The sequence below is a fragment of the Massilia sp. MP_M2 genome (assembly GCF_039123635.1).
Lineage (GTDB): Bacteria > Pseudomonadota > Gammaproteobacteria > Burkholderiales > Burkholderiaceae_D > Telluria.
Genome location: NZ_JBCHJF010000001.1, coordinates 44533 through 60459, shown reverse-complemented (window position 1 = coordinate 60459; position 15927 = coordinate 44533). Strand labels below are relative to the sequence as shown.

15 protein-coding genes are annotated in these 15927 nt (G+C 64.7%); 8 read left to right on the top strand and 7 right to left on the bottom strand.

Annotation, left to right across the window (positions count from 1 at the left end; genetic code table 11):
• Nucleotides 1–69: 69 nt before the first annotated feature.
• Together RCH14_RS00290 and RCH14_RS00285 are read right to left on the bottom strand one after the other, a co-directional pair.
• The gene (locus RCH14_RS00290) at nucleotides 70–1338 is read right to left on the bottom strand and encodes a nitronate monooxygenase (RefSeq protein ID WP_343024174.1); all 1269 of its coding nucleotides are present in this window, start codon (nucleotides 1336–1338) and stop codon (nucleotides 70–72) included.
• A 178-nt stretch (nucleotides 1339–1516) separates the two neighbouring features.
• The gene (locus RCH14_RS00285; RefSeq protein ID WP_343024173.1) at nucleotides 1517–2002 is read right to left on the bottom strand and encodes a YajQ family cyclic di-GMP-binding protein; all 486 of its coding nucleotides are present in this window, start codon (nucleotides 2000–2002) and stop codon (nucleotides 1517–1519) included.
• Between the two features lie 143 nt (nucleotides 2003–2145).
• Here RCH14_RS00285 and murB point away from each other — a divergent pair, with 143 nt between their 5' ends.
• The 6 genes from murB (at nucleotide 2146) to blaOXA (RCH14_RS00255) (ending at nucleotide 7738) form a co-directional block, all read left to right on the top strand.
• A complete protein-coding gene (gene murB / locus RCH14_RS00280; protein WP_343024172.1) occupies nucleotides 2146–3186 on the top strand; it encodes a UDP-N-acetylmuramate dehydrogenase in 1041 nt (346 codons plus the stop codon).
• 10 nt (nucleotides 3187–3196) lie between these two features.
• Nucleotides 3197–3904: an SDR family oxidoreductase gene (locus tag RCH14_RS00275; RefSeq protein WP_343024171.1), complete on the top strand. Its 708-nt coding sequence runs from the start codon at nucleotides 3197–3199 to the stop codon at nucleotides 3902–3904.
• Between the two features lie 80 nt (nucleotides 3905–3984).
• The gene (locus RCH14_RS00270) at nucleotides 3985–4368 is read left to right on the top strand and encodes a BlaI/MecI/CopY family transcriptional regulator (RefSeq protein ID WP_343024170.1); all 384 of its coding nucleotides are present in this window, start codon (nucleotides 3985–3987) and stop codon (nucleotides 4366–4368) included.
• Nucleotides 4365–6089, top strand: coding sequence for a class D beta-lactamase (gene blaOXA / locus RCH14_RS00265; RefSeq protein ID WP_343024169.1), 1725 nt, complete (start codon nucleotides 4365–4367; stop codon nucleotides 6087–6089). Before RCH14_RS00270 ends, blaOXA (RCH14_RS00265) begins: the two co-directional genes overlap by 4 nt.
• Before the next feature lie 9 nt (nucleotides 6090–6098).
• A complete protein-coding gene (gene bla / locus RCH14_RS00260) occupies nucleotides 6099–6962 on the top strand; it encodes a subclass B3 metallo-beta-lactamase (RefSeq protein ID WP_343024168.1) in 864 nt (287 codons plus the stop codon).
• Nucleotides 6962–7738, top strand: a complete 777-nt coding sequence (gene blaOXA, locus RCH14_RS00255; RefSeq protein ID WP_407070050.1) for a class D beta-lactamase — start codon at nucleotides 6962–6964, stop codon at nucleotides 7736–7738. Before bla ends, blaOXA (RCH14_RS00255) begins: the two co-directional genes overlap by 1 nt.
• Nucleotides 7739–7845: 107 nt before the next feature.
• Here the strand turns inward: blaOXA (RCH14_RS00255) and RCH14_RS00250 are convergent, their stop codons facing one another.
• From RCH14_RS00250 to RCH14_RS00230, 5 genes are all read right to left on the bottom strand, one after another.
• Nucleotides 7846–9078, bottom strand: a complete 1233-nt coding sequence (locus RCH14_RS00250) for an argininosuccinate synthase (protein WP_343024166.1) — start codon at nucleotides 9076–9078, stop codon at nucleotides 7846–7848.
• Nucleotides 9079–9188: 110 nt separating this feature from the next.
• Complete coding sequence (argF, locus tag RCH14_RS00245; RefSeq protein WP_343025010.1) at nucleotides 9189–10112, bottom strand: ornithine carbamoyltransferase; 924 nt, start codon at nucleotides 10110–10112, stop codon at nucleotides 9189–9191.
• 84 nt (nucleotides 10113–10196) lie between these two features.
• The gene (rsgA, locus tag RCH14_RS00240) at nucleotides 10197–11108 is read right to left on the bottom strand and encodes a ribosome small subunit-dependent GTPase A (protein WP_343024165.1); all 912 of its coding nucleotides are present in this window, start codon (nucleotides 11106–11108) and stop codon (nucleotides 10197–10199) included.
• Nucleotides 11105–11449, bottom strand: a complete 345-nt coding sequence (locus RCH14_RS00235; RefSeq protein ID WP_343024164.1) for a 4a-hydroxytetrahydrobiopterin dehydratase — start codon at nucleotides 11447–11449, stop codon at nucleotides 11105–11107. The genes rsgA and RCH14_RS00235 overlap by 4 nt, the downstream gene beginning before the upstream one ends.
• The gene (locus RCH14_RS00230; RefSeq protein WP_343024163.1) at nucleotides 11446–12708 is read right to left on the bottom strand and encodes a M48 family metallopeptidase; all 1263 of its coding nucleotides are present in this window, start codon (nucleotides 12706–12708) and stop codon (nucleotides 11446–11448) included. The genes RCH14_RS00235 and RCH14_RS00230 overlap by 4 nt, the downstream gene beginning before the upstream one ends.
• A 47-nt stretch (nucleotides 12709–12755) precedes the next feature.
• On the opposite strand from RCH14_RS00230, the gene orn reads away from it, so the two are divergent.
• Nucleotides 12756–13340, top strand: coding sequence for an oligoribonuclease (gene orn / locus RCH14_RS00225; RefSeq protein WP_183550437.1), 585 nt, complete (start codon nucleotides 12756–12758; stop codon nucleotides 13338–13340).
• Between the two features lie 141 nt (nucleotides 13341–13481).
• Nucleotides 13482–15914: an ATP-binding protein gene (locus RCH14_RS00220; protein ID WP_343024162.1), complete on the top strand. Its 2433-nt coding sequence runs from the start codon at nucleotides 13482–13484 to the stop codon at nucleotides 15912–15914.
• Nucleotides 15915–15927 lie beyond the last annotated feature (13 nt).

The window sequence follows — 15927 nt, the reverse complement described above, 5'->3', positions numbered from 1 at the left end:
TTTTCAGGGCCGCGGTACGGCGCGGCAATAGCAAAAGACGCGCTGACGTCACGGGCTGACGCCACGGGCTTACGCCGCGATGATGTCCTGTTTTTCGGGCAGGGCGATCTCGTTGTTGACGCTGAACTGGTAATCCTTGAACACATGCTCGGCGCTCAAGATCTGGTAGTTGCCATCGGCCAGCAGATGCGACGTGTCCTTCAGGCGGTATGTGTAATGGCCGCAGGTCCAGCAATTGAAGTTGCGCATGTGCGTGCACAGGCAGGTCTTGTCCATCACCGTGACTTTTTTCAGTTCCGGATGCGCCTGCACCTCGCGGTTGTAGGCATTGATGTACGAGCAGTTGCCGGTCGCATCGAGCAGATAGCCATACGATTCGCAGCCCGGGCGAATGCCCGAGCCGATCGCCGGCGTACTCTTGAGCATGCGCATCGGATAGCCGGTTGGCGAGATGCCGTTGACTTCGATGTCTTCTTCGCTGGCGCGGAAGTATTCCTGCTTGACGTCGTGGGGCAGGCCGCATTCGGTGGTCACGGTAAAGCGCGTGGCCACCTGCACGGCGCCCGCGCCTTTTTCGAGGAACCCGACAGCATCCGAACCGGTGAAGACGCCGCCGGCGGCGATCACCGGGATGCCCAGTTGCTCGGCCTTCACGAATGCATGTACCTCGTCCATGATCGTGTGCAGGTCGTACTGCTTCCAGTCGTCCATGCCGAAGCCCAGGTGGCCGCCAGCCAATGGGCCTTCGACGATGATGAAGTCGGGCTTGCGGTCCAGGCGCGAGACTTTACGCAGGAACAGTTGCAGCGCGCGTACGGACGAGACGATGATGCCCAGGTGTGCATCGCGAAAACGCGGGTGGTCCTTGATCAGCTCGAACGAACCCAGGTGCAGACCGGCTGACAGCGTGATGCCGTCGATGCCGCCGTCCAGGGCCGACGCGAGGCGCACGCGCAGCGTCTCCTTCGGCCCGTTCATGGTCAGCTTTTCCATGCAGTTCACGTAGATCAGGCCATCGCCTTTCTTCGCTTCCATGGTGGAGCTGACATGACGGCGCGTCGCCTCGGCCAGGTGATCCAGGTCGAACTGGACCACCGCCTTGTTCATGTTGTTGATGTTGAACTTATAGGTCTTGGTTTTTTCCTTGACGTACGTGGTGTCGAACTTGCGGTCGGACACGTCTTGCGACATTGCATCAGAGATATGGCCGATACCGCCCAGGCGCGCCGCTTCCAGCGCCAGTTCGGACGTCGAAATGTCCACACCCATTCCGCCGATCATGATGGGCACGTATTCCTTGTTGCCCATGCGCAGGCGGAAATCATCAACACGTTTCATTGCTATCCTTAGACTACCTAATCTGCCCGGAGTGGCTGTGGTGTGCGAGATTCGACCCTGGGTCAGCACACGGCGCCATTTTACTCCAAGCGTTACAAGGCTTCAGCGGACACTTTGTCCACGGTGCGCCCTGTGCCAGGGCCGCTCATGCCGGCCCATTGCAATGCGCTGATGCCAATCAGTCGCGGAAGTTGTTGAAGGCCAACGGCAGGTCTTGCACGTCCTTGCGCAGCATGGCCATGGCCGTTTGCAGGTCGTCGCGCTTGGCACCGGTGATGCGCACTGATTCGCCCTGGATGCTGGCCTGCACCTTCATCTTGCTTTCCTTGACCAGCTTGGTGATCTTTTTTGCGTCGTCGGTTTCGATACCGTTGCGCACCTTGATCACCAGCTTGACCTTGTCGCCGCCGATTTTCTCGACCTTGCCTTCGTCCAGGAAACGCACGTCGACCTTGCGCTTGGCCATTTTGTTGATCAGCACATCCTTGACCTGGGTGAGCTGGAAATCGGAATCGGCAAACAGCGTCAGTTCCTTGTCTTTTTGCTCGACATTGGCAGAGCTGCCCTTGAAATCGAAACGGGTCGTAATTTCTTTGTTCGATTGTTCAATCGCGTTCTTTACTTCGACCATGTCTGCTTCGCAGACGACATCAAACGATGGCATGGTGTGTCCTTTTTATAATTTGCATGTAGATGAATTGCTCTATTTTAGCGGACGGCGGCCCGAATCGCGACCGTTTCACCAGTGTGGAAAGCCGGGAATGCACGAACCACTATAATGAAACGACACTTTTACGCCGTTACATCATGCCTCCAGACCTGCATCTCATCCTGCCCGTCATTCACGACCAGCCGCTCGACACGTTCAACACCTTCGGCATTCCCGCCCGCGCGCGCCACTATCTGCGCGTGGATGGCGCCGATCAACTGGCGGCGGTGCGCGCCGATCCGACGCTCGCTGCGTTGCCGCGCCTGGTACTTGGCGGGGGCAGCAATCTGCTGTTCACACGCGACGTCGAGGGCCTGGTGCTGCACATGACAGGGCGGGGCTGCGAGGTACTTGGCGAAGAGGCCGGCAAGATTCTCGTGCGCGCCCAGGCCGGCGAAAGCTGGCACGGCTTCGTGCGCTTCACGCTCGAGCAGGGCATCGGCGGGCTGGAAAACCTGTCGCTGATACCGGGCACCGTGGGCGCTGCGCCGATCCAGAACGTGGGGGCGTATGGCGTCGAAACCAAGGATGTTTTCCATCGTCTCACCGCCTACGACATGGCCAGCGGCGCCACGCGCACGCTGGACGCCGCCGCCTGCCGTTTCGGCTACCGCGACAGCATCTTCAAGCATCCCGATGGCGCCAATCTGGTCGTGCTGGACGTGACGTTCGCCTTGCCGCGCGCGTGGCAGCCGAACCTTCGCTACGCCGAACTGGGCAACGCGGTGCAGGAAGCCGGCTTGACGGCGCCCACGCCGAACGAGATCGGCCTCCTGGTCGAAGCGATCCGGCGCCGCAAGCTGCCCGATCCGCGCGAGATCGGCAATGCCGGTAGCTTCTTCAAGAACCCGGTCGTCTCGGCTGATGCCTGCGCGCGTCTGGTTGCCCGGTTTCCGAACCTGGTGCACCACGCCCAGCCGGACGGCACGTTCAAGCTGGCGGCGGGCTGGCTGATCGACCAGTGTGGCTGGAAAGGCCGCCACCTGGGCGCGGCAGGCGTGTACCACAAGCAGGCGCTTGTGCTCGTCAATCTGGGCCACGCCACCGGTCAGGATGTCGTCCGGCTGGCCGCAGCGATCCAGGCCGATGTCGCGGCGCGCTATGGCGTGATGCTTGAACCCGAACCCGTTTTCGTCTAAGGAACACCGCATGAAAAAAGTCATCGTCACCGGCCACACCCGTGGCCTCGGCGCCGCCATCGCGGCCGAACTGCAGTCGCGCGGCATGGCCGTGCTGGGCCTGGCGCGCGGGCGTTCGCTGCTGGCCGGGATCGAGCAGGCCGAGCTCGACATGGCCGATCCGGCGGCATTGCAGGCCTGGCTGGCCGGGCCGGCGCTGCGCGATTTTCTCGCGGGCGCCGATGCGGCGTACCTCGTCAACAATGCCGGCGTCGTCACGCCGGTGGGGCCGCTTGCCGCGCAGGATCCCGCTGCCGTGCTGCAGGCGGTGATGCTCAACGTCGGGGCGCCGCTGGCGCTGGCCGCCGCATTCGTGCAGGCCGCGCCCGCGGCGACGCGGCGCATCCTGCACGTCTCGAGCGGGGCAGGGCGCAACGCCTACCCCGGCTGGGCCGTGTACTGCGCGACCAAGGCGGCGCTCGACCATCATGCGCGCGCGGTCCAGCTTGACGGCGACGCGCGCGTGCTGGCGGTGAGCCTGGCGCCGGGCGTCATCGACACCGACATGCAGGCCGCGATCCGCGCGACGCCGGATGCCAACTTCCCGCTGCGCGAGCGCTTTGTCGAGCTGAAGGACACGGGCGGCTTGACCTCGCCCGAAGACTGCGCGCGCAACCTGGCCGATTATCTGCTCGCACCGGGCTTTGGCCGCGAGGTGCTCGACGACCTGCGCAACTGACCGTCAGCGCAAGTTCTTGTTGACGTGCATGCGACACTTGTCGCATCATTGCGTCAATCGTCACATCAAGGACTATTGTCATGGCCGTACCGTCGATTTCCGAACTTAGCCTCCTCAAGGCGCTATGGCGCCAGCAGCCGCTCAGCGCGCGTGAAATTCACGACGCGGTCGAGGCCGAACTGGGCTGGTCGTATTCGTCCACGCGCAAGACGCTCGAGCGCATGCTCGACAAAGGCATGGTGCGTCAGGCCTTGCGCCATGGCGTGCAGGTCTATGCGGCGGTCAGCGACAAGGTCGATACGCTGGCCGCTTTTGCCCACGATTTCGGCAAGCGCGTCATGGAGATCGACACGCCGCTGCCGGTCAATATGTTCACCGGCAGCAAGCTGGTCGACGACGATGAACTCGCGCGCCTGGAGCAACTGCTCAACGACTGGCCGGTCGACAAGGACGGTGCCCCATGAGCGCACTCGACGCGACGCTCATCCGCTTCCTGTTCGCCAGCCTCGGCTGCCTGGCCGCCGGCGTGGCGGTGTGGGGCGTGCTGGTGCTGGTGCGGCGTTACCTGCCGGCGCTTGCCATGCAGCGCTCACCCTGGATGCTGGGGCAGCTTGCGATTGCCGCCACCTTCATCGTCCTGATGCTGCCACAGGCGCAGCAGCTTCAGATGTTGCCCGTGTTCGACGTCGACCTGTCGCCGACGACGGCCGACGCGGTCGCGATGCCCGCCCAGGCCGTCGGGTCCACCAGCACGTTGGCCAATCCCCGATCGTGGCTGGCCTGGAGCGCGTGGGCATGGGCGCTGGCTTACACGGGCGGTCTGCTGTGCATGCTTGCCCGCTTAATACATGGCCAGCGCGCGCTGGCGCGGCTGCTGCGCGCCGGTGCGCGCCTGCCGTCGGACGCAGCACTACCGCGCATGATCGAAGTCGACGCCGTGATTTCCCCGATGCTGGTCGGCCCGTTCCGGCCGCGCCTGCTGTTGCCGCTGGCCCTGCGCACGATCGATCCGCTGCAGCGTGACCTGATCGTTGCCCACGAACTGATGCACTGGCGCCGGGGCGATCTGTGGTGGCTCCTCGCCTGCGCGCTGCTCCAGGCGCTGTGCTGGTTCAATCCTGCGATGCGCCTGCTGCGCGCGCGCCTGGTCTGGGCCCAGGAGCTGGGCTGCGACCGCGACGTGCTGCGCGGCCGGCCGCAAGTCCAGCGCAAGGCCTACGCTGCCGCACTGGTCGCGCAGCTGCGCTTTCAGTACCAGGCGACGCCAGCGAATGCGCTGGCCTTCGGCGGCGTCGCGCCGGACACGCTGGCCGCGCGCGTCGCGCTGATCCGTACGCCAGGGCTCGACCGGCACGCGGCCCGCGCCCGCTGCGCCGGCCTGGGCGCGCTGGCGCTGGTGTTCGGCGCCAACCTTGCGCTGCAGCCGGCGCTGGCCTGGGACGATGCGCCGCAGGCGCTCGACTGCACCCTGATGCTCGACGCCGCCACGGGTGCGGTGCTGGTCGAAGAAGGGCGCTGCGACGTGCGCACCACGCCGGCGTCGATCTTCAATATTGCCGTGAGCCTGATGGGGTTCGACGCTGGCATCCTGCAGGATGCCCACACACCGGCGCTGCCGTTCAAGGCGGGTTACGTCGACTGGCTGCCGTCGTGGCGCGCCACCACCGATCCGACGAGCTGGATCCGCAATTCGACCGTCTGGTACGCGCAGCAGGTCACTGGCCGCCTGGGCGAGCGCCGCATGCAGGATTACATCGGCCGCTTCGACTACGGCAACCAGGACCTCAGTGGCGGCGTCGACATCGCCTGGATCGCCTCGTCACTGCAGGTCTCGCCACGTGAACAGGCCGCGTTTCTGCGCAAGGTGGCCAACCGCGAACTGCCCGTCAGTGCGCGCGCATTCGACATGACCGCGCAGCTGCTGCGCTTGCCCGCGCTGGCGGATGGCTGGCAGGTGTACGGCAAGACCGGCACTGCCTCAGGCAGCGCGCGCGATGGGGCCGGGGACACGGGCCGCGCGCTCGGTTGGTTCGTTGGCTGGGCCACGAAGGATGGACGCACCGTCATCTTTGCGCGGCAGACGCTTGGCCCACGCCACCCGGACCGCGCGGCCGGCCCGCTCCTGAAAGAACACTTCCTGCGCGCGCTGCCGGGAAGACTCGCAACGCTCTCTTTGTCCACATAAGGAATCGTCATGATGAAACACACAAGCCTGGCACTCGCCGCGGCTGGCCTCGTCGCGTGCCTGCAACCGGCCATGGCCAACGACTGGAACACGCCGCAGGAACCGTTTGCCCTGTACGGCAATAGCTACTACGTTGGCACGCGCGGCCTGTCGGCGGTCCTGATCACCTCTCCACAGGGCCACATCCTGATCGACGGTGGCAGCGATAAATCGGCCCCGCAGATCGTGCGCAATATCCGCCAGCTCGGCTTCAAGGTCGAGGACATCCGTTTCATCCTGAACTCGCACGCGCACTTCGATCACGCGGGCGGCATCGCCGCGCTGCAGCGCCTGTCGGGCGCCCAGGTATTGGCCGGCAGCGCTGGCATGCCGGTGCTGGCGAGCGGCCAGGCTGACAAGGGCGATCCGCAATTTGGCGACTTGCCGCCGATGGCGCCGATCGCGAACGTGCGGGCGGTGCGCGACGGCGAGGTCATCACCCTTGGCCCGCTGGCGGTGACGATGCACGCCACGCCCGGCCATAGCCGGGGTGGCGCCAGCTGGACCTGGACAGCGCTCGAGCAGGGCAAACCGGCACGCATGGTGTATGCCGACAGCCTCAATGCCTTTGGCGCGGGGTCGTTCCGCTACAGCGGCGATCCCGCCTATCCGACGGCGCGCGCCGATATCGAACGCTCGATCGCGGCGGTGGCCGGCCTGCCATGCGACGTGCTGGTCTCGGCGCACCCGGAAGGCAGCGACCTGTGGCAGCGCTACGCCATGCGTGCAGCGCGGGGCAATACCGCCTTCATTGACAATACCGCCTGCCGCACGTATGCCGACAAGGCCCGTGCGCGTCTTGCCACGCAACTGGCCAAGGAGGCCGCACAATGATGAAGCAGGTTCTTGCACTCGCCCTGATGGCGTGCTGCGCCGTCGCCCAGGCTACCGAATGGCACGACAGCGCCGCCATCACGCAGCTGTTCAAGAAAGAGGGCGTGACTGGCACCTTCGTCGTGCACGACGTGGCGAAGGACACCAACACGGGCCACGACCGCCAGCGCGCCGCCAAGCGGTTCATTCCGGCGTCGACCTTCAAGCTGCCGAACTCGTTGGTCGCACTGAGCACCGGCGCCGTCGCTTCGGTCGACGAGATCGTGCCCTACGGCGGCAAGCCGGTCGCCCGCGCCGAGTGGGCCAGGGACATGGGCCTGCGCGAAGCGATCAAAATGTCGAACGTGCCCGTCTACCAGGAAGTGGCGCGTCGCATCGGCATGGCGCGCATGCGCGCCGCGCTCGTACGGATGAATTACGGGAACCGGGACACCGGCACGGTCGTGGACCGCTTCTGGCTCGATGGCCCGCTCGAAATCAGCGCGCTCGAGCAGACGGTGTTCCTGGCCCGCCTCGCGCAAGGCCAGCTGCCGTTCGAGAACGTGCACATGGACGCCGTGCGCGCCATTGCGCGTCAGGATGGCCCGGCCGAACTGTATGCAAAAACCGGCTGGGGCAAGCGGCCCGGCCAGCCCGATATCGGCTGGTGGGTCGGCTGGATCGAAAAGGATGGCAAGCTCTACACGTTCGCGCTGAACATCGATATCCCGGACGGGGCGCCCGACAAGCGCGTGACGCTGGCGAAAGCGGCGCTGCAGTCGATGGGGCTGCTGTAGCGCCACGTCAGGTTGAGCGCGTGGGCGGGAAACCCGTCCACCCTACAAATGCAAAAAGCCGCCCGAAGGCGGCTTTTCTGTGACGGCCTCGTGGCCTGTCGCTGAACTTACTGCCCGCGCTTGGCGCGGGCCTTTGCCGCAATCCGCATGCGCAGCGCATTGAGCTTGATGAAGCCGCCCGCGTCGGCCTGGTTGTATGCGCCGCCATCTTCATCGAACGTTGCGATGTTCATGTCGAACAGCGAATCGGTCTTCGAATCGCGCGACACGACGATCACATTGCCCTTGTACAGCTTGATGCGCACCCAGCCGTTGACGGTGGCCTGCGTGTGGTCGATCAGCGTCTGCAGCGCGACGCGTTCCGGCGCCCACCAGTAGCCGTTATAGATCAACGACGCGTAGCGTGGCATCAGGTCGTCCTTCAGGTGCGCCACTTCGCGGTCGAGGGTGATCGATTCGATCGCGCGGTGCGCGCGCAGCATGATCGTGCCGCCCGGGGTTTCGTAGCAGCCGCGCGACTTCATGCCGACGTAGCGGTTTTCCACCAGATCCAGGCGGCCGATGCCGTGCTTGCCGCCCAGGCGGTTCAGCTCAGTCAGGACGGCGGCTGGCGACAGGCGCTTGCCGTTCAGGCCGACGATGTCGCCGCGCTCGAATTCGACGTCCAGGTATTCCGCTTCGTCCGGCGCCGCTTCTGGCGAGACGGTCCAGCGCCACATCGATTCCTCGGCTTCGGCGCTCGGGTTTTCCAGGTGACGGCCTTCAAAGCTGATGTGCAGCAGGTTGGCGTCCATCGAGTACGGCGCGCCGCCGTTTTTGTGCTTCATGTCCACCGCGATGCCCGCGTCTTCTGCGTACTTCAACAGTTTTTCGCGCGACAGCAGGTCCCATTCACGCCATGGGGCGATGATCTTGACGTCCGGCTTGAGCGCATACGCGCCCAGCTCGAAACGCACCTGGTCGTTGCCCTTGCCGGTCGCGCCGTGCGAGATGGCGTCGGCGCCGGTTTCGTTGGCGATCTCGATCAGGCGCTTGGCGATCAGCGGCCGCGCGATCGACGTGCCCAGCAGGTATTCGCCTTCGTACACGGTGTTCGCGCGGAACATCGGATAGACGAAGTCGCGCACGAATTCTTCGCGCACGTCGTCGATGTAGATGTTCTCTGGCTTGATGCCGAACTTGATGGCCTTGGCGCGTGCCGGTTCCAGTTCTTCACCCTGGCCGAGGTCGGCGGTGAAGGTGACGATTTCGCAGCCGTAATTGTCTTGCAGCCATTTCAGGATGACGGAGGTGTCGAGGCCGCCGGAGTAGGCCAGTACTACTTTCTTGATGTCGCTCATGGGAGTTCCAGTGATGGAGGATGGTAGAGGAGTAATGGTCAGCTGGCTCGCAAATCCAGCCCGGCAAGCGCCGGGATGGACGGCCAACGATCAAGCTTCAGGGGTAAAAATCAATCTTCGATGCGACCGAGCAGCAGGTACTCGATCAGGGCTTTTTGCACGTGCAGGCGGTTTTCGGCTTCGTCCCAGACCACTGATTGCGGGCCGTCGATGACCTCGGCGGCCACTTCTTCGCCGCGGTGCGCCGGCAGGCAGTGCATGAACAGCGCGTCGCTCGCAGCGCGGGCCATCTTGGCGCTGTCGACGATGAAGCCGTCAAACGCTTTCATGCGCTCGGCGTTTTCTTTCTCGTAGCCCATGCTGGTCCAGACGTCGGTATTGACCAGGTGTGCACCTTCGCAGGCATCCGACGGATTGTCGAACAGCGTATAGCGCGTGGTCGAAACCAGGCTCGGGTCCATCTCGTAGCCTTGTGGCGTGGCGACGTTCAGGTGGAAGCCGAACACTTCGGCCGCCTGCAGCCACGAGTACAGCATATTGTTGGCGTCGCCGATCCATGCGACCGTCTTGCCGGCGATGGAGCCGCGGTGCTCGTGGAACGTGAACACGTCCGCCAGCACCTGGCACGGGTGGTGTTCATTGGTCAGGCCATTGATGACCGGCACGCGCGAATTGGCGGCGAAGCGGTCGATGATGTCCTGGCCAAAGGTGCGGATCATGATGATGTCGCACATGCGGCTGATCACCTGGCCGGCGTCTTCCACCGGTTCGCCACGGCCGAGCTGGCTGTCGCGCGTGTTCAGGTAGATGGCGGCGCCGCCCAGCTGATGCATGCCGGCTTCGAACGACAGGCGCGTGCGCGTCGAGCTTTTTTCGAACACCATCACCAGCGTACGGTCGACCAGCGGGTGATACACCTCGTAGGCCTTGAACTTGCGCTTGATGATCGCCGCGCGCTTGATGACGTATTCGAACTCGTCGCGCGTGAAGTCGGAAAACTGCAGGAAGTGCTTGATCGGTGGAGTGCTCGTCATCATAAGTCTGCTCGTGTCTGCTGCGATGTTTGTCCCTTGAATTATAAGGGGAATTTCTTTCCGTTAGGGAAAGTAGTCAGGGCCTTAGTACAGGGTCTGCGCCGATTCGTGCAGCAGTTGCCCGTAGAGCTCATGGCGGTGCTTCCAGATTTTGCCCTGTTTCACGGCATCGAGAATGGCGCAGAACGGCTCGGCCATGTGGCGGCAGTTGTAGTACTTGCAGCCACCCAGATACGGCTTGAACTCCACAAAAGCGCGCTCGAGCATGCCCTCGCTCAGGTGATACAGGCCGAACTCCTGGAAGCCCGGCGAATCGATGATCGCGCCCGCCTTGCCATCGAATTCCGGCAGCCAGTACAGGCGCGTGAACGTGGTCGTGTGCTTGCCGGTGTCGAGCGCGGCCGAGATTTCGCGCACGGCGATGTCGGCGTCCGGGATCAAGAGGTTGATCAGCGACGACTTGCCCATGCCCGACTGGCCGATGAAAATCGACGACTGGCCAGCCAGCAGCGGCTTGAGGATCTCGACCGTTTCTTCAGGCTGCGCCTGGGCCGATACCTCGTGCACCGGGTAGCCGAGGCGTGAATACTGCGCAGCGCGTTCGCGCGCGCGCGGCAGCAGGTCCGTCACGTCAGTCTTGTTGAGGATCAGGTGCGCCTCGATGCCGGCCGCTTCGCAGGCCACCAGCGAGCGCGATACCAGGTCGTCGGCAAAGCCGGGCTCGGTGGCGATCACGATGAACAGGCGCGAAATATTCGCCGCCAGCAGCTTGGACTTGTACTGGTCGGAGCGGTACAGCAGCGTGGTGCGCTCGGCGATGCGCTCGATGACGGCCTGGTTCTCGGACGTCCGGACCACGTGCACGACGTCGCCCACGGCCACATTGGTCTTCTTGCCGCGCGTGACGCACTGCAGTTTTTCGCCGTCGATGTCGGCCAGATAGTGGCGGCCGTGGGCCGCGATGATGGTGCCGGTCAGTTCGTTGGATGCGCTCATGCGTTTTCCTGGTTGAGGTACAGCGCATTGGCTTTCGCGGCGCAAATAAAGTCGTTGTCGGACAGCGCACTGCCCGCAGAATGGGTGGTCCAGCTGACGCGGCAGGTGGCGTAGCCCACTGCCATGTCAGGGTGATGGTCTTCGTGCTCGGCAAGCGCAGCCACCGCGTTGACGAACGCGATCGTGGCGCGGTAGTCGGGCAGCGTGAAGGTGCGGGCCAGGACGTTGTCGGCCGCGCTCCAGCCGGGCACTTCGTGCAGCAGCGTGGCGATGGTAGCCGCGTCGAGCGCGGCCGACGTGCGCGTGCAGTGGCGCGACGTGAGTGGGAGCGTCAGGTTCATGCGGCCGCCATCGTCAGGCGCTTGACCCGGACCGATGCCGGCGGGTGCGAATCATAGAACGCCGAGTGCAGCGGATCGGGCGTCAGCGTCGACGCATTGTCTTCGTACATTTTCACCAGCGCCGACACCAGGTCGCGGTGATCGGTGTGCTGCGCAGCGAAGGCATCGGCCTCGAATTCATGCTTGCGCGACGTGATCGAGCCGAGCGGGGCGAGCACGAAGGTAAACACCGGCAGCACGAGCATGAACAGGATCAGCGCCATGCCGTCGTTCGACGCGTTCATGAACGGCAGCACGCCCAGGCCCGTGTAGAACCAGGCCTGGCCTTTCAGGTAGCCGAGCAGGGCGAGGAAGGCCAGCGAGATCGCGAACAGCGTGATGACGCGCTTGACGATGTGGCGCAGCTTGAAGTGGCCCAGCTCGTGCGCCAGCACCGCTTCGATTTCCTGCGGTTCGAGGCGCGCGAGAAGCGTGTCGAAGAACACGATGCGCTTGGCCCGGCCAAAGCCCGAGAAATACGCATTGCCATGGGCGCTGCGCTTGCTGCCATCCATGACGAACAGGCCGCGCGACGCAAAGCCCACGCGCGTCATCAAGCCATCGATGCGCTCCTTGAGACTGACGTCGGCCAGTGGCGTGAATTTGTTGAACAGCGGCGCGATCACGGTCGGGTAGAACGCGATCATCAACAGCTGGAACCCGCTCCAGACGAACCACGTGTACAGCCACCACAACGCGCCGCTCGCTTCCATCAGCTTGAGCACGACCCACAGCAGTGGCAGGCCGATCAGCGCGCCCACGAACGTGCTCTTGACCAGGTCGCCCCACCACAGGCCGGGCGTCATCTTGTTGAAACCGAAGCGCTGCTCGAGCACGAACTGGCGGTACCAGTCGAGCGGCAGGTCGAGCACACTGGCGATAACGGCAAAGGCGACCACCAGCACCAGCTGGTGCATCAGGCCCGGGCCGGTAAATGGCAGGACCGCCAGCGACAGCAGTTGCAGCCCGCCCATCAGCGTGAAGCCGATCAGGACGATGGCGCCCCACAGCGTGCCGATCAGGCCGAGCCGGGTCTTGGCGACCGTGTAGTCGGCCGCTTTCTGGTGCGCCGCGAGCGGCACTTTCGGCGCAAACTCGGCCGGCACGCTGGCGCGGTGGCGCGCGATGTGCCGGATATGGCGCGCAGCCAGCCAGGTGCGCAGCGACAGCGTGAGCAGCAGGAAAACGACGAACAAAACCGAAAACGCGAATGAAGACATTCTGTGCCTGTGAGAAAATGCAGGATTGATTAGGCAAAGAGAGAATTATGTCACAAGCGACACCTTCCGCAGTGCCGGGTACGCCCCAGCGTCCGAATGAATTCAACCTCGTCTGGCTCGACATGGAAATGACGGGCCTTGACCCGGACAACGACCGCATCATCGAGGTCGCCGTCGTCGTCACCGATCCCGACCTGAACATCATCGCCGAAGGCCCGGTGTTCGCGATCCACCAGTCGGATGAAACACTCGACAAGATGGACAACTGGAACAAGGGTACCCACGGCAAGTCGGGCCTGATCGACCGCGTGAAGGCGTCGACCGTGACCGAAGCCCAGGCCGAAGTCGAGCTGATCGAATTTCTCAAGCAATACGTGCCGAAAAACAAGTCGCCGATGTGCGGCAATTCGATCTGCCAGGACCGCCGCTTCATGGCGCGCGGCATGCCGAAGCTCGAAGCGTTCTTCCACTACCGCAATCTGGACGTGTCGACGCTGAAGGAACTGTGCCGCCGCTGGAAGCCCGAGCTGGCGTCCGGTTTCAAGAAGCACCAGAAGCACACGGCGCTGGCCGACATCGTCGAGTCGATCGAAGAGCTGCGTTACTACCGCGAGCACTTCATCAAGCTGTAAAGCGCGGCTGTGATGCGCAAGGTGTAAAGTTGGGCAAGAAATATTGTCAAACCCGAAAAAGCTGCAATTCGGCAAGCAAGATATGCGACAATCCTTGCCATGGCCTCGCTCTCAGCTATCGTTTTTTCGGGTGACAGTGTGATGGCTGCGCAGATGCGCAGCCACGACTGGCAGTCTTGTCCACTGGGCGACCCCGACACCTGGCCGCCGTCTCTCCGGACGGCGGTCGAGATGCTGCTGCATTCCGCGTTCCCGATGGCCGTTGCGTGGGGCGCGCAGCACATCGTCCTGTACAACGATGCCTATATCCCGATCCTCGGCGAGCGCCATCCCGGTGCGCTTGGCCAGCCGTTCGCGGCCGTGTGGCCCGAGGTCTGGCCCGAGCTGCAGCTGCAGGTCGAGCATGCCATGGCAGGTACGCCGGTTTTCCTGGAAGATTACGCGCTGTGCCTGCTGCGTAACGGCTATCCCGAGCCCACTTGGTTCACCTTCTCGTATGCGCCATTGCATGCTGCCGACGGCAGTGTCGGCGGCGTGTTCTGTACCGCGATGGAAACCACCGCCCGTGTGCTCGGCGAGCGCCGCGCGGCGTTCCGGCTCACGCTGTCCGACGCCCTCGCGTCGCTGGACAATCCGGGGACGGTGATTGCCACGGCCAGTGCGCTGCTGGGCGCAGAATTGGGCGCGGGGCGCGTGTTGTATGCCGAGACCGATCCGCTCAGCGGTGCGCTGGGCGCGCCGCACCCAGGCTCGCCGGCTGGCGCGGCGCTGCGCGCGCAGCCACATCCCATCGGCCCCGCCCTGATGGCAACGTTGCAGCGCGGCGCCGTGGTGTGCATCCACGACGCTGCCAACGATCCGCGCGCGGCGCAGTCGCCGTTCGACGAGCGCGTGGGCGCCGTGCTGATCGTGCCGCTCATGTCGGCGGGCCGTCTGGCCGCGTGCCTGCGCGTGGATGCGCCGACGCCCCGGTCATGGACCGAACACGATATCCGGCTGGCGCGCGATGTGGCCGAGCGCACCTGGACGGCGGCGGGCACGGCGCGCGCGCGCGCACAGCTGCGCGACGAGCGCGATCGGGGCCGCGAGATCTTCGCCAACATCTCCGAAGGGTTCGCGCTGTTCGACCGCAACTGGGTGATGCAGCGCATGAACGCCGAAGGCTTGCGCATTTGCGCTGTCACCAGCGAAGAGGTCATTGGACGCAATCACTGGGCCGTGTTCCCGGCCATGATCGATTCCGAGGCCGGCCGCATGTATGACAGCGTGATGGCGACCCGCAAGGCCGGCAGCGCCGAACAGTGTCGCGTGCTGCCCGATGGCCGCCGTGTCTGGATCGATATCCGCGCCTACCCGACGCAGGACGGCGGCATCGCCACGTTCTTCCGCGACATCACCGACCGCAAGCTGGCCGAAGAAAAGCTGGTCGAGGCCGACCGCCGCAAGGACGAATTTCTGGCGATGCTCGCGCACGAGCTGCGCAATCCGCTGGCGCCGATCAGCGCCGCGGCCGAACTGCTCCGGCTCGGCAACGTCGATGCGCGCCGGGTGCACCAGAGCAGCACCATCATCAGCCGGCAGGTGCGCCACATGACGCGGCTGGTGGACGATCTGCTCGATGTCTCGCGTGTCACGCGCGGCCTGATCACACTGGGCCAGTCGCGCGTGGCCGCGCGCACCGTGGTCGAGGAAGCGCTCGAGCAGGTGCGCCCGACCATCTACACGCGCGCGCAGACGCTCACCGTACGCCTGCCGCCCGAGGGTGTCGCCGTACGCGGCGACAAGGCGCGCCTGGTGCAGGTCGTGGCCAACGTGCTGGCCAATGCGGCCAAGTACACGCCGCCGGGGCGCGGCATCGACCTGCGCGCCGACCTGCACGGCACGCGCCTGGTGCTGAGCGTGCGCGACGAGGGCATCGGCATGGACCTTGAGCTTACCGGGCGCGTGTTCGACCTGTTTACGCAGGCCGAGCGCTCGTCGGACCGCGCCCAGGGCGGCCTGGGGCTCGGGCTGGCGCTGGTCAAGCACCTGGTCGAGCTGCACGGCGGCACGGTAGGCTGTTCGAGTCCGGGACTGGGCAAGGGCAGCACGTTCGTCATCACATTGCCGCTGCTGGTCGAAGAGGCGCCAGACCTGCCGGCGCCCGTGGTCAAGGCGCCAGCGGCTACCCCGCGTCTGAAAGTGCTGGTGGTCGATGACAACACCGATGCAGCCGAGATGCTCGGCCTGCTGCTGGCAGCGCAGGGGCATGAAGTGGCGATCGAGCACGGGGCGCTGGGCGCACTGGCGCGATCGCGCAGCATGCGGCCCGATGTCTGCCTGCTCGATATCGGCCTGCCCGACATCGACGGGCACGAACTGGCGCGGCGCCTGCAGCAAGACCCCGCGATGGCCGGGGCAGTGCTGGTTGCCGTGACGGGCTATGGGCAGCCGCAGGATCGCGAGGCGGCGCTGGCCTCAGGCTTTGCGCATCACCTTGTCAAGCCGCTTGAGGTAGAGGTGTTGCTGGAGGTACTGGCAGGGGTACGGGGCAGGGCGACCGAGCAGTTCGGGGAGAACGTCGGGCCGGATTGACGGCCAGGCCGCC

Excerpts from the sequence above, each read along its gene's own strand:
- RCH14_RS00290 (WP_343024174.1), bottom strand. The coding sequence starts at position 1,338 with ATGAAACGTGTTGATGATTTCCGCCTGCGCATGGGCAACAAGGAATAC.
- bla (WP_343024168.1), top strand. The coding sequence starts at position 6,099 with ATGATGAAACACACAAGCCTGGCACTCGCCGCGGCTGGCCTCGTCGCG.
- blaOXA (WP_407070050.1), top strand. The coding sequence starts at position 6,962 with ATGAAGCAGGTTCTTGCACTCGCCCTGATGGCGTGCTGCGCCGTCGCC.
- argF (WP_343025010.1), bottom strand. The coding sequence starts at position 10,112 with ATGACGAGCACTCCACCGATCAAGCACTTCCTGCAGTTTTCCGACTTC.
- murB (WP_343024172.1), top strand. The coding sequence starts at position 2,146 with ATGCCTCCAGACCTGCATCTCATCCTGCCCGTCATTCACGACCAGCCG.
- RCH14_RS00235 (WP_343024164.1), bottom strand. The coding sequence starts at position 11,449 with ATGAACCTGACGCTCCCACTCACGTCGCGCCACTGCACGCGCACGTCG.
- RCH14_RS00275 (WP_343024171.1), top strand. The coding sequence starts at position 3,197 with ATGAAAAAAGTCATCGTCACCGGCCACACCCGTGGCCTCGGCGCCGCC.
- RCH14_RS00270 (WP_343024170.1), top strand. The coding sequence starts at position 3,985 with ATGGCCGTACCGTCGATTTCCGAACTTAGCCTCCTCAAGGCGCTATGG.
- RCH14_RS00250 (WP_343024166.1), bottom strand. The coding sequence starts at position 9,078 with ATGAGCGACATCAAGAAAGTAGTACTGGCCTACTCCGGCGGCCTCGAC.
- orn (WP_183550437.1), top strand. The coding sequence starts at position 12,756 with ATGTCACAAGCGACACCTTCCGCAGTGCCGGGTACGCCCCAGCGTCCG.
- RCH14_RS00230 (WP_343024163.1), bottom strand. The coding sequence starts at position 12,708 with ATGTCTTCATTCGCGTTTTCGGTTTTGTTCGTCGTTTTCCTGCTGCTC.
- rsgA (WP_343024165.1), bottom strand. The coding sequence starts at position 11,108 with ATGAGCGCATCCAACGAACTGACCGGCACCATCATCGCGGCCCACGGC.
- RCH14_RS00220 (WP_343024162.1), top strand. The coding sequence starts at position 13,482 with ATGGCTGCGCAGATGCGCAGCCACGACTGGCAGTCTTGTCCACTGGGC.
- RCH14_RS00285 (WP_343024173.1), bottom strand. The coding sequence starts at position 2,002 with ATGCCATCGTTTGATGTCGTCTGCGAAGCAGACATGGTCGAAGTAAAG.
- blaOXA (WP_343024169.1), top strand. The coding sequence starts at position 4,365 with ATGAGCGCACTCGACGCGACGCTCATCCGCTTCCTGTTCGCCAGCCTC.